This window comes from Sphingomonas sp. (genome assembly GCF_042091075.1).
Lineage (GTDB): Bacteria > Pseudomonadota > Alphaproteobacteria > Sphingomonadales > Sphingomonadaceae > Sphingomonas.
The window spans coordinates 1-11,551 of the sequence record NZ_JBELIE010000108.1 but is presented as its reverse complement, the minus strand read 5'-3'; the positions used below and the strand labels follow the sequence as shown (position 1 = coordinate 11,551).

Here is an 11,551-nt window from a genome sequence, read left to right as displayed (position 1 = left end):
CACGCTCCAGCGCCGTCGCGCGCGATATCTCTCCCGCCAGCATCGCCGCGATGTCCGGCACACCGATCGCACGGCGGACGGGGGCGTCGGGGGGGATGTCGGGCCGCGCCAGCAGCGCGCGCACCTCCTCTACCGCGCCATCGGCGAACATCGATTCCAGCCGCGCGTCGCAGCGGCGTAGCAGCGTCTCGCGATCGGGGAGTATGATCAGCGCCCGCAGATCGATGCGATCGCCGATCCCGCCGTGCCGTTCGCGCTGCCAGGCGGCAAGCGGGCGGCCGGTCGAGCGAACCACTTCCAGCGCGCGGGCGATGCGGGTCGTGTCGGCGGGGTTCAGGCGTGCCGCCGCGGCGGGATCCTCCTCCACCAGCGCGCCATGGGCGCTGGCGACCGGCAGCGCGCGCACGGTGGCGCGGATATCCGGGTCGATATCCGGCACGGGCGCAATGCCGTCGAGCAGCGTTCGCAGGTACAGTCCGGTGCCGCCGACCAGTACTGGCGGGCGCCCCGCCGTGCGGCATGCCTCGATCGCGGCGCGCGCGTCCGCCGCCCAGCGTGCGGCGGAGCAGGATTCGGCCCCGTCGATATGGCCGAACAGGCGATGCGGCACGCGCGCCTCGTCCGCGTCCGAGGGGCGCGCCGACAGGATCCGCAGGTCGCGATAGACCTGGCTGGCATCGGCGTTGATCACCGTCCCGCCGATCCGTTCCGCCAGTGCCATGGCCAGCGCGCTCTTGCCGCTGGCGGTTGGCCCTGCGATGAGCGCCAGCCTTGGCTTCTGAGGGGTAAGCATGTTCACGGCGACGCTGATAGCAGCAGGGCGGCTGACGCCCAATATCGCGGCGGCGGCGCAGGAACGGCTGGTGGCCACCGGCTGCGCGCCGACCACGCTGCACTGGATCGACGCGGACGACGCTGCCGACCTGCATTTCGGGCTCGATCCGGTGGCGGCGCGGCGTGCGCTGGAAGGGGCGTTCGAGGGCGTCGATATCGTCGTCCAGCCGCGTGACGGCCGGCGCAAGATGCTGCTGGTCGCGGACATGGATTCGACCATGATCACGGTCGAGTGCATCGACGAACTCGCGGATTATGCGGGGCTGAAGCCGCAGATCGCCGCGATCACCGAAGCCGCGATGCGCGGGGAACTGGATTTCGAGGCGGCGCTGGATGCGCGCGTCGCGCTGCTCAAGGGGCTGGACGCCGGGGTGATCGATGCGTGCCTGCGGGAGCGGGTGCGTCTGATGCCTGGCGCGCAGACGCTGGTGCGGACGATGCGCGGCTGGGGCGCGACGGCGGTGCTGGTATCGGGCGGCTTCACACGCTTCGCCGAGCCGGTCGCGGCGCAGATCGGCTTCGATCGCGCGATCGCCAATGTGCTGGAGATCGCGGACGGCGCGCTGACCGGCACCGCCGCGAAGCCGATCGTCGGCGCGGCGACGAAAAGGGCGACGCTGATCGAAACCCGCGCGGCGCTGGGCCTTGCGGAGGCGGCGACGCTCGCGGTCGGCGATGGCGCCAACGATCTGGCGATGATCGAGATCGCGGGGCTGGGCGTGGCCTATCGTGCCAAGCCGATCGTCGCGGCGGCAGCGGCGGCGCGGATCGAGCATGGCGATCTGACCGCGCTACTATGGGCGCAGGGCGTGCCCAAGGCGGACTGGGCAGCATAGCGCACCACTGGCGTCACGGCGTTCGCCGGCCCTCCCGCCGGGGGGACGATGACGACCCTAGGGCGCCACCACCGTACAGGCGACACGCGCCTTGGTGCAGGCCTGCTGCGCCGCCTGCCGCGACGGGAAGCCGCCCGCCTGCAGCCGCGTGATCCCCGCCGTCCGCGCGAAGGATGCGGTGCCGCCGACACGGCCGCCCACCGAATTCCACAGGCTCCGCGCGTTGCTGTCGTCATGGAACGCCCCGAGCTGGACGCGCCATTTGCCCGGTGCCGCTGCCGTCACGGGCTTCGCGGCGGGCTTTGCCTCCGCCTTCGCGGTTGCGGCCGGTTTCGCGGCGGGCGCCTTTTCGGCGGCGGCGGTGCGTGTCACAGGCTTGGGCGCCGTGGGCGGGGTCACCTTCGGGGCGGCGGGCGTGGGGGCCGCTTTCGGGGCGGCGGTTGCCGTTGCCACCTTCGGCGCGGGTTGCGCGACCGTTGAGGGCGCGACGGCCTCGGTCGCCATCGGCGTGGACGCGACCTTCATCGCACGGCCGCGCGCTTCGATCTGCTGCGCCATCGCGATGCCGTCGCGGCGTTGATCCTCCGCGATATAATGATCCATTTGCGCCAGCGTCTGCGAGCCCTGGGGCAGGCCTTGCTGCGAGGAGCGGGTCACCAGCGCATAGGCGCGGGTCCAGTCGCGCGGCAGGCCGTCGGCGTTGAACAGCATCGTGCCGAGCACCAGTTCCGCGCGCTTTTCGTCACGCGCCACGGATCGCTCCAGCCATTGCACCGCCTCGTTCTTGCGCCCTTCCTGGAACAGCGCGAGGCCGTAATTGTCTTCCGCCTGCGCATGGCCCTGCATTGCCGCCTTGCGGAACCATTCGAGCGCCTGTGCCTGATCGGCGGCGACGCCGCGTCCCAGCTTATAGGCCTGCCCCAGGTTGAATTGCGCATCGGCGTTGCCCGAGGCGGCGGGTGCGCGCCATTCGGCGACCGCCTTGGCATAATCGCCGCGGGTCCATGCATCGACGCCGGCCTTGACGTCCGCCAGCGCCGGAGCGGCCACCAGCAGCGCGACGCATGCCATCCACCGGTTGACCTTCATTCCTGTTCCCCCCAGCCGAGCGCCGTCCGTTCAAAGCGCCCCCATGCCTTAGCGGTGAGGGCGCTGCAAAGATATTAACCAACGGTTTAGCACGGCGAAAGGCCAAGCGTCGCGGGCCGGTTGCGTTAACGCTTCCTCCACCCCGCCGTGGCATTCCGGTTGCGCAACTACAGGGAGCGCGGTGGTCGATGCGCGTATTGGCGATGGCATCGCAGAAGGGCGGATCGGGCAAGACCACGCTGTCGGGTCACCTCGCGGTGCAGGCACAGCTGGCCGGGGCGGGGCCCGTCGTTCTGATCGACATCGATCCGCAGGGGTCGCTGGCGGATTGGTGGAACGAGCGCACGGCGGAATATCCCGCCTTCGCGCATACCACGGTCGCCCGGCTGGCGATGGATCTCGACGAATTGCGTCAGCAGGGCTTCAAGCTGGCGGTGATCGATACGCCGCCGGCGATCACGATGGCGATCCAGAGCGTCATCCAAGTCGCCGAGCTGATCGTCATTCCGACGCGCCCGAGCCCGCACGATCTGCGTGCGGTGGGCGCGACCGTCGATCTGTGCGAGCGGTCGGGCAAGCCGCTGCTGTTCGTCGTCAATGCCGCCACACCCAAGGCGCGGATCACCTCCGACGCGGCGATCGCGCTGTCACAGCATGGCACAGTCGCGCCGGTGACGATCCACCAGCGCACCGATTTCGCGGCGTCGATGATCGACGGGCGCACCGTGATGGAGGTCGATCCCAGGGGGAAGTCCGCCGCGGAGGTCGCCGAATTGTGGAATTATGTGTCGGATCGGCTGGAGAAGAACTTCCGCCGCACCGTGTTCGCGGCGCCGAAGCCCGGCGCCGGCTATCCCGCGCCGCGCCCGCAGTCGGGTGGTTTCGGCCGTCGGGTGGTCGCATGAACATGCTCAACATCAAGCCGATGGCCGCGCTGTCGTCGGGTCTGCTGGCGCGCAAGGGCCAGGCCCGTCCGGCGATGCGCCGCCCGGTATTGGGTGGCGAGCCGGCCGAGGTGATCGCCGCGCTGCCGTCGGCCCCGCAGGCTGCCGATCAGGCGGCGATCGAGGATGATCTTGGCTGGAACGACATGGGCGTTCCGCCGGTGCCTGCGATCCCCGCGCCGGCGGCTCCCGAGCGTCGCCCGGCGGACGCCGCGGCACTGCCGCCGGTGCTCGAAACGCTGGAGCGACTGGAAACGGCGCTCGCGCCGGTCGCGCGTGCGGCCAGCGGCGGACGCAAGGCGGCCTTCACGCTGCGGCTCGATAGCGAGCGTCACCTCCGGCTTCGGCTCGCCAGCGCGGTACGTGGTCGCTCCGCGCAGCAACTGGTGACCGAGGCGCTTGACGCGCTGCTGGCGACCATGCCCGAGATCGACGGTCTGCGTGAGCGATTGTCGGCCGACACCCCTGTTCGAGAGAGATAAGCCATGACCATCCGGAAGATCACTGGAGCGGGCGTCTCGGCGCTGCTCATCGCCGGGGCGGCAGTCGCGCTGCACGGTGTCAATCCCGCCATCGCGACATCGCGGATCGATGCGCGCGCGCAGAAAGAAGCGTCGCGTCATGCCGCGAAGGCGCGCAAGGCGCTTGACCGTCATCAATGGGACAAGGCGGTCCGCGAGGCTGAAGCCGCGGTGACGCTGGACACCAGCGATTCGGGATATCGCGCGATCCTTGGCAATGCCTATCTCCGGTCGGGGCGGTTCAGCTCCGCGGAACAGGCGTTCAGCGACGTGACGACGCTGCGCCCGAACGACGGCACGGTCGCGCTGAACCTCGCGCTGGCGCAGATCGCGGGCGGCAAATGGGATGCCGCACGGTCGACGCTGGACGCACATGCCGGGCAGATCAACGCCGCCGATCGCGGGTTGGCGATCGCGCTCGCCGGTGATCCGGCGCAGGCGGTGGAGGTGCTGACCACCGCCGCGCGGACACCGGAGGCCGACGCCAAGACGCGCCAGAATCTGGCGCTGGCGCTGGCGCTCGCCGGGCGCTGGCAAGAGGCGCGGGCGATCGTCGGGATGGACATGAACCCCGCCGATGCCGACCGGCGGATGGTGGAATGGGCGTCGTTCGCGAAACCGCAGGGCGCGGCTGACCAGGTCGCGTCGCTGCTGGGCGTTCGCCCGGTGGTCGATCCGGGGCAGCCGGTCGCGCTGGCGTTGTCGACCGTCGCACCCGCCGCCGCGCTGGCGGCGGTGGATCAATTCATGCCGGGCCGCGTCGACGCCCCGGTGGAAACCGCCGCAACGGTGGAGACCGCCGCAACGGTGGAGTCAGCGCCCGAGCCGACCGCTCCGCCGGCGCCGGTGGTGGCCTATTCGGCGCCGGCGCGAGTCGCGCGGGTCGCTACTCCGCTGATCACCGCGCGAGGCGCCTATAAGGTTTCTTCCACGCGCTTCTCCGCCAAGCCGTCGCCGCTCCTGCTGGCGAAGCCTGCGGTCGTCCGGGCACCCGCCCGCGGCAATTGGATGGTCCAGCTCGGCGCATTCGAGAATGCGGCGGTGGCGCAGGAGAAGTGGAATCGCGCGGTCCGCACGATCCCCGCGCTGCGGGGGCTGACCCCGAACGGGATGAGCATGGCGGTATCGGGGGCGACCTATTATCGCCTTTCGGTAGGTGGTTATGCGCGGCCGGACGCCGATTCATTGTGCCGCAAGGTGCGCGCGGCGCGCGGCACGTGCTTCGTGCGATCGATGGCGGGCGACCAGATCGCTGCCTGGCATCAGCCCGCGAAGCGCACCGTTCAGGTCGCCTCGCGCTGACGATGCTGTGCCCCGGGCGCCCCGGGGCACGATACCCTGATCGCTGAATATGCGTCGGCGGCTCGGACTTACTCCGAGCTGACGTCGCGTCCACCTTTCCAGACGCGCAACACGCGGCCCTGTACCGGCAGACCGTCAAACGGGGTATTGCCCGCCTGACCCGGCAAGGTATCGGCATCGATCCGCCACGACGCGTGTTCGTCGATCAGAATCACGTCGCCCGGCGCCCCCGGTGTCAGCGTGCCCGTGTCCAGGCCCAGCACCGCCGCCGGTGCCGACGCCAGCAGCGCAAACAGCCGCGACAGGCCGATATGCCCATCGCGCACCAGCCCGAGTCCCAGCGGCAGCAGAGTCACCGCATCGGCGCTGCCGGCGGTCGAGTCGACGAACGGCAACCGCTTCTCCTCGGGGCCGCGCGGATCGTGGCCGGAGGCGAGCACATCGATCGTGCCATCCGACAGAGCGGCCAGCGTCGCCCGCCGGTCGTCTTCGCTGCGCAGCGGCGGTGACAGATGCGCGAAGGTGCGAAAATCGCTCATCGCATTGTCCGACAGCAGCAGATGCGCCGGGGTCGTGCCGCAAGTGACCCGCACGCCGCGCGCGCGCGCCGCGCGGATCAGCGCGAAGCCGGCGCCGGTGGTGACGCAGCGCAGGTGGACTCGCGCGCCGGTGTCTTCCGCCAGCATCAGGTCGCGGGCGATCGCCAGCGGTTCCGCCAGCGCGGGGGCGGCGGGCAGCCCCAGCCGGCTGGCGGTTTCCCCCTCCGTCGCGACCGCGTCCGCGCACAGACCCGCATCTTCGACATGCGTCACCACGGCGACGTCGAGATCGCGGGCATAGAGCAGCACGCGATGCATCACGCCCGAATCGGCGATCCAGCGCCGCCCGGTGCCGACCGCGCGTGCACCCGCCGACAGGCAGATCGCCATCTCGGCCAGATCCTCGCCCCTCAACCCGCGCGTCGCGGCGGCGATCGGATGAATCCACAGGTCCGGCCGGCCGATCAGCGCCAGCCGTTGCACCGCGCCGGGCTCGTCCAATACCGGCGACTGATCGGGCAGCGGCGCGACCCGGACGATGCCGCCGGCCCGGAACGCCGCCCGGTCGATCGCGCCGACGCCCAGATCGACGATGCCGGGCGCGAGCAGCTTGCCGCCGCCGTCGATTCGCACCGCGTGCGAGGGGGCCTCGCCGTCCGCGATCACGCCATCGACGATCAGCAGGTCGTCACGGCTTTCGCCAGCCGCCGGACAGACACGGCGGACGTTGGTGAACAGCAGCGCGTCCGTCATGCCCATCCCTCCACGCCACGCGCGCGCCGCGTAAGGACGTCGAGGCATGCCATGCGCACCGCCACCCCCATCGCCACCTGCTCGGTGATCGCGGAGCGTTCGACATGGTCGGCCACCGCCGAATCGATCTCCACCCCGCGGTTCATCGGGCCGGGATGCATCACCAGCGCGCCGGGCGCATGGGTTTCCAGCCGCTTCAGCGTCAGGCCGTAGCGCAGGTGATATTCGCGGATCGACGGCACGTAGCCGCCGGTCATCCGCTCGGTCTGCAAGCGCAGCATCATCACCACGTCGGCACCCTCCATCGCCCGGTCGAAGTCGGTGAAGGCGGTGACGCCGAACCGCTCGATACCGGGCGGCATCAGCGTCGAGGGCGCGCAGACCCGCACCTCCGCCGCGAGCGCGGTAAGCGCGAGGATGTTGGAACGCGCGACGCGGCTGTGCAGCAGGTCGCCGCAGATCACGACGCGCTTGTTCGCGATGCCGCCCAGCCGCCGCCGGATCGTCAGCGCATCAAGCAGCGCCTGCGTGGGATGTTCGTGCCGCCCATCGCCCGCGTTGAGCACCGGGCAATCGACCTTGCCCGCGATCAGCCGCACCGCGCCCGACGACATGTGGCGGATGACGATGACGTCCGCGCGCATCGCGTTGAGTGTCATCGCGGTATCGATCAGCGTTTCGCCCTTCTTCACGCTCGATTGCGCGGCATGCATGTTGACCACGTCGGCGCCGAGCCGCTTGCCCGCGATCTCGAAGCTCAGCAGCGTGCGTGTGCTGTTCTCGAAAAAGGCGTTGATCTGCGTGAAGCCGGCCAGCCGCTTGTCGGGGGCGGCACGCGAACGGGTCCCCTCGACCCAGGTTTCCGCCTCGTCGAGCAGGAACATGATTTCATGGGGCTCTAGCCCCTCGATTCCGGTCAGGTGGCGGTGCGGAAAGACCGCGCCTCCGGGGATGAGGGTGGCGGGGCGGTGATCCGAGCGTTGCATCGAGAGCGCCGGGTAGCGGGGCGCGCGCGCCGCGACAAGGGCGGTTGGGACAGGGGCGGTTCGGGCAGGGGCGGTTCAAGCGGTAGCCGGTGCCAGGATCAGCGAGCCGCGGGACGGCGCGATGTCTGCCGCGCATCCGTTTTGGGTTGGTGTACCGGCAGCATGAAGCGCGTCAGGGGCGGGCGGTTCCACGCGCATCGTTGAGACAAGCCGCAACCGCTTTGAGCATCGCTGTTTTCTGCCCGGCGGTCGCCCCGTCCCACATATCATTGTGCTTCACCGGCGATCGCCAGTGGCTTTCGTCGGCCGAGCGGCGGCCTGCCATATAGCAGGACCGGAACAGGTCGGGATCGCGCTGGATCAACGAGCGTGGATGCCATGGGTGAGGCAGCCGCACGCTCCATCAGATGCATATTGCCCGAAGCACAACCGGTCAGGCACAGCATGAGGACGATGGCGCGGGCTGGCATCTGTTTGATCTCGCCCTGGATAAGGCCCCTTCAGGCCTCCATTGCCAGCGCGTCGATCGCTGCTTGCAGGATCGTCGCGGCGGCGTGATTGTCGATGCGTTCGGCGCGTTTGGCGCGGCTCATGTCCTGTTCGATCAGCGCGCGTTCGGCGGAGACGGTCGACCAGCGTTCGTCCCACAACAGGATCGGATAGTCGACGTCGCGGCAGTTGCGCGCGAAGGCGCGAATCGACTGGGTGCGGGGGCTGTCGCTGCCGTCCAGGTTGAGCGGCAGGCCGATCACCCAGCCGACGACCTGTTGTTGTGTCGACAGATCGATCAGCGCCGCCTTGTCGGCGGTGAATCTGGTCCGGCGGATCAGCGTCGCCGGGCTGGCGAACGACCACCCGGCGTCGCACAGCGCGGTGCCGACCGTCTTCGTTCCGACATCGAGGCCGAGCAGCCGCCCGCCGCCCGGCAGCACGCCACGGAAATCCGCCGCGGCGAGCATGATCATCGGGCGGCCAGCCGCCGCGCCGCGTCCGCCCGGATGTTCGCCCAGAACAGGCTGTAATCGTAGACGTGATAGTTGTTGCCCGGCAGCGTATAGGGCCCGACATCGGGCGGGGAGCCGATCAGCAGGAAGCCACGCTCGTCGCAGCGCGCGCCGATTCGCGCCGGGGTGATCGTCGCCTCGGTCATCGCCGCATTCGGGAACAGCGTGCCGAGGTTGGCGCTGGCGGGCGCTCTGGTGCCTGGCGTGCCGGTCAGCGGATTGGTGCACAGCATCGGCGTGCCTTTGCGCGAGCGGCCGTCGAACCCGGTACTGCGGTTATAGACGTCGAGGATCAGCGACGGATCGGCCGGTTCCGCGAACGACTGCCACGACAGCACGCACCCGCGCTGATCCGGCGCGGTACAGGCGGGCAGGCCCATCTGCGCGATATCGGTGGCCAGCGACACCGGCCATCCGACGACATAGGCCGCGACGATCCGGCGCGCGACCGGGGTGCCGGCGATGCGATCCTTCAACAGGTGCGTCAGATGGAGCGCGCCCTGGCTATGCCCCGCAAGGATGATCGGGCGATCGGGGCCGATTTCATCGAGGAAACGATCGAAGGCCGCCTGTACGTCGCCATAGGCGAGCTGCAGTGCCTCTTCGGCAGCCTTCCGGTCGGTCAGGAACGCACCGAACGTCGCCTGGCGATAGCGCGGCGCCCAGATCGCGCCCGCCTCGTTGAACACGCTCGCCTGCCCGCGCAGGAACAGGGCGGCGCGGTCATTCGCCTCCTGATCGTCGAGCGGCGCGTTCCAGTGCGCGCGGTTCAGATAGGAGGTGGGATGGATGAAGAAGATCGCTGCCCCGCCACTCGTCTGGCGCGGTTGATAGCCGGGCGGGGTCCAGCGCGCGGGGTCGTTCGCGCGACCCGGCCGTGACAGCCACATGTCGTCGGCGCGATAATCGGCGGCGGTCAGCGTGCGCTGCACCCGGAACGTCTCGCCCGGCACCATCGCCATCCGCATCAGATCGACGCCCCACAGGCGCCACGCGAGCCCGGCGGCGATCCCCAGCACGATCAGCCCCGCGACGACGTAGAGGAATTTGCGGACCAAGCAGCCATCACCATCCTTGCCACGCGGCGGAAGCGCCGGTGTAGATGACGATCGCCGTGCCCGAGAGTTGCGATGCGCGCAACCTTGGCGGGGCCCTCATCACCCCAGGGGTGTTGCCGGGGGCAATCGCGCCGCGCGCCGGGCCAATGCCCGGCTGGCGGGGCGGCGGACGCCGGAACACACCCGGCGGGACGTGGTGGCCGGTTGCATTCGCGCCGTCCGCGATGGTAGCGGCGCGCACATGTCCGTCTCCATCGATACCGTCAGGCGCATCGCCGGGCTTGCCCGCATCGCCATTACAGAGGAGGAGGCCGCGCGGCTGGCTCCCGAACTCGGCAACATTCTCGGCTTCATCGAGCAATTGGGCGAGGTCGACACCGCCGGTGTCGCGCCGATGACCGCGGTGATCCCCAATCAGTTGCGGTTGCGTGACGACGTGGTGACCGACGGCGGCATCCGCGAGAAGGTGCTGGCCAATGCGCCGCAGGCCGAACATGGATTCTTCACGGTGCCCAAGGTGATCGAATAATGACCGTCCTGACCGATCTGGGCATCGCCGCGATTCGCGACGGCGTGCGCGCCGGAGACTTTTCCGCGCGCGAGGTGGCGGAGGCGTTCAACGCCGCCGTTGCCGCCGCGAAGCCGCTCAATGCCTTTCTCGTCGAAACGCCCGAGCATGCGCTCGCCGCCGCCGACGCCGCCGACGCCGCGCGCGCGGCCGGTGAGCCATCGAAGCCGATGGCAGGCGTGCCGATCGGGATGAAGGACCTGTTCTGCACGCAGGGCGTGGCCAGCACCGCCGCGAGCCACATTCTGGAGGGCTTCGTCCCGCAGTACGAATCGACCGTCTCGCAGAAATTGTGGGATGCGGGCGCGGGCATGCTGGGCAAGCTCAACATGGACCAGTTCGCGATGGGATCGTCGAACGAGACGAGCTGTTTCGGCAATGTCATCAGCCCGTGGCGGCGCAGCGACGGCGGCAATGCGGATCTGGCGCCGGGTGGATCGTCGGGTGGCTCCTCGGCGGCGGTCGCGGCGCGGATCGCACCGGGCGCGACCGGCACCGATACCGGCGGCTCGATCCGCCAGCCCGCCGCCTTCACCGGGATCAGCGGGATCAAGCCCACCTATGGCCGCTGCTCGCGTTGGGGCGTGATCGCTTTCGCCTCGTCGCTCGATCAGGCGGGGCCGATGGCGCGCGACGTGCGCGACTGCGCGATCATGCTGGAGGCGATGGCGGGTTTTGACGCGAAGGACGCCACCAGCCTCGATATAGCGGTGCCGCAGTGGGAGGCGGGTCTCAACGCCTCGCTGACGGGCAAGCGCGTCGGCATCCCGAAGGAATATCGCGTCGACGGCATGCCGCAGGAGATCGAGGCGCTGTGGCAGCGGGGCATCGACTGGGTGCGCGATGCGGGCGCCGAGGTGGTCGAGGTATCGCTGCCGCACACCCGCTATGCGCTGCCGGCCTATTACATCATCGCGCCGGCGGAGGCGTCGTCCAACCTCGCGCGCTATGATGGCGTGCGGTACGGCCTGCGTGACCTGCCCGATGGCGCGAACCTGCAGGAAATGTATGCCAGGACCCGCGCCGAGGGGTTCGGTGACGAGGTGAAGCGGCGCATCCTGATCGGTACCTATGTGCTGTCCGCCGGCTTCTACGACGCCTATTACACGCAGGCGCA

At 69.8% G+C, this 11,551-nt stretch carries 12 protein-coding genes; 6 read left to right on the top strand and 6 right to left on the bottom strand.

Annotated elements, in window-relative coordinates:
- A partial coding sequence (gene miaA / locus ACFDSW_RS11340) for a tRNA (adenosine(37)-N6)-dimethylallyltransferase MiaA (protein WP_375250402.1) occupies window positions 1–793 on the bottom strand: 793 nt, incomplete at its 3' end.
- Here miaA and serB point away from each other — a divergent pair.
- Window positions 792–1,670: a phosphoserine phosphatase SerB gene (serB, locus tag ACFDSW_RS11335; protein ID WP_375250401.1), complete on the top strand. Its 879-nt coding sequence runs from the start codon at window positions 792–794 to the stop codon at window positions 1,668–1,670. The two genes, miaA and serB, sit on opposite strands and share 2 nt — an antisense overlap.
- 57 nt (window positions 1,671–1,727) lie before the next feature.
- Here the strand turns inward: serB and ACFDSW_RS11330 are convergent, their stop codons facing one another.
- Entirely contained in the window at window positions 1,728–2,759 is a 1,032-nt protein-coding gene (locus ACFDSW_RS11330) for an SPOR domain-containing protein (RefSeq protein WP_375250400.1), read from the bottom strand.
- Window positions 2,760–2,947: 188 nt separating this feature from the next.
- On the opposite strand from ACFDSW_RS11330, the gene ACFDSW_RS11325 reads away from it, so the two are divergent.
- From ACFDSW_RS11325 to ACFDSW_RS11315, 3 genes are read left to right on the top strand one after another with little or no spacing between them, the layout of a single operon-like run.
- Window positions 2,948–3,664, top strand: coding sequence for an AAA family ATPase (locus tag ACFDSW_RS11325; protein ID WP_375250399.1), 717 nt, complete (start codon window positions 2,948–2,950; stop codon window positions 3,662–3,664).
- Window positions 3,665–3,666: 2 nt separating this feature from the next.
- Window positions 3,667–4,185, top strand: a complete 519-nt coding sequence (locus tag ACFDSW_RS11320) for a hypothetical protein (protein WP_375250403.1) — start codon at window positions 3,667–3,669, stop codon at window positions 4,183–4,185.
- A gap of 3 nt (window positions 4,186–4,188) precedes the next feature.
- Entirely contained in the window at window positions 4,189–5,526 is a 1,338-nt protein-coding gene (locus ACFDSW_RS11315; protein WP_375250398.1) for a tetratricopeptide repeat protein, read from the top strand.
- Between the two features lie 68 nt (window positions 5,527–5,594).
- Here the strand turns inward: ACFDSW_RS11315 and ACFDSW_RS11310 are convergent, their stop codons facing one another.
- From ACFDSW_RS11310 to ACFDSW_RS11295, 4 genes are all read right to left on the bottom strand, one after another.
- Window positions 5,595–6,818 carry a dihydroorotase family protein gene (locus tag ACFDSW_RS11310; protein ID WP_375250397.1) on the bottom strand — a complete coding sequence of 408 codons (1,224 nt, stop codon included), beginning with the start codon at window positions 6,816–6,818 and terminating at the stop codon, window positions 5,595–5,597.
- Window positions 6,815–7,804 carry an aspartate carbamoyltransferase catalytic subunit gene (locus ACFDSW_RS11305; protein WP_375250396.1) on the bottom strand — a complete coding sequence of 330 codons (990 nt, stop codon included), beginning with the start codon at window positions 7,802–7,804 and terminating at the stop codon, window positions 6,815–6,817. Before ACFDSW_RS11305 ends, ACFDSW_RS11310 begins: the two co-directional genes overlap by 4 nt.
- Window positions 7,805–8,304: 500 nt before the next feature.
- The gene (ruvX, locus tag ACFDSW_RS11300; protein ID WP_375250395.1) at window positions 8,305–8,769 is read right to left on the bottom strand and encodes a Holliday junction resolvase RuvX; all 465 of its coding nucleotides are present in this window, start codon (window positions 8,767–8,769) and stop codon (window positions 8,305–8,307) included.
- Complete coding sequence (locus ACFDSW_RS11295) at window positions 8,766–9,866, bottom strand: DUF3089 domain-containing protein (protein WP_375250394.1); 1,101 nt, start codon at window positions 9,864–9,866, stop codon at window positions 8,766–8,768. The genes ruvX and ACFDSW_RS11295 overlap by 4 nt, the downstream gene beginning before the upstream one ends.
- A 241-nt stretch (window positions 9,867–10,107) precedes the next feature.
- On the opposite strand from ACFDSW_RS11295, the gene gatC reads away from it, so the two are divergent.
- Both gatC and ACFDSW_RS11285 read left to right on the top strand, forming a co-directional pair.
- Window positions 10,108–10,395: an Asp-tRNA(Asn)/Glu-tRNA(Gln) amidotransferase subunit GatC gene (gatC, locus tag ACFDSW_RS11290; protein ID WP_375250393.1), complete on the top strand. Its 288-nt coding sequence runs from the start codon at window positions 10,108–10,110 to the stop codon at window positions 10,393–10,395.
- Window positions 10,395–11,551, top strand: a 1,157-nt coding sequence (locus ACFDSW_RS11285; protein WP_375250392.1) for an amidase family protein, incomplete at its 3' end; no start/stop codon positions are given. The genes gatC and ACFDSW_RS11285, both read left to right, overlap by 1 nt.

What these genes read in the sequence shown, in the direction of transcription:
- serB (WP_375250401.1), top strand. Translation starts at nt 792, where the DNA reads ATGTTCACGGCGACGCTGATAGCAGCAGGGCGGCTGACGCCCAATATC.
- ACFDSW_RS11330 (WP_375250400.1), bottom strand. Translation starts at nt 2,759, where the DNA reads ATGAAGGTCAACCGGTGGATGGCATGCGTCGCGCTGCTGGTGGCCGCT.
- ACFDSW_RS11325 (WP_375250399.1), top strand. Translation starts at nt 2,948, where the DNA reads ATGCGCGTATTGGCGATGGCATCGCAGAAGGGCGGATCGGGCAAGACC.
- ACFDSW_RS11320 (WP_375250403.1), top strand. Translation starts at nt 3,667, where the DNA reads ATGCTCAACATCAAGCCGATGGCCGCGCTGTCGTCGGGTCTGCTGGCG.
- ACFDSW_RS11315 (WP_375250398.1), top strand. Translation starts at nt 4,189, where the DNA reads ATGACCATCCGGAAGATCACTGGAGCGGGCGTCTCGGCGCTGCTCATC.
- ACFDSW_RS11310 (WP_375250397.1), bottom strand. Translation starts at nt 6,818, where the DNA reads ATGACGGACGCGCTGCTGTTCACCAACGTCCGCCGTGTCTGTCCGGCG.
- ACFDSW_RS11305 (WP_375250396.1), bottom strand. Translation starts at nt 7,804, where the DNA reads ATGCAACGCTCGGATCACCGCCCCGCCACCCTCATCCCCGGAGGCGCG.
- ruvX (WP_375250395.1), bottom strand. Translation starts at nt 8,769, where the DNA reads ATGATCATGCTCGCCGCGGCGGATTTCCGTGGCGTGCTGCCGGGCGGC.
- gatC (WP_375250393.1), top strand. Translation starts at nt 10,108, where the DNA reads ATGTCCGTCTCCATCGATACCGTCAGGCGCATCGCCGGGCTTGCCCGC.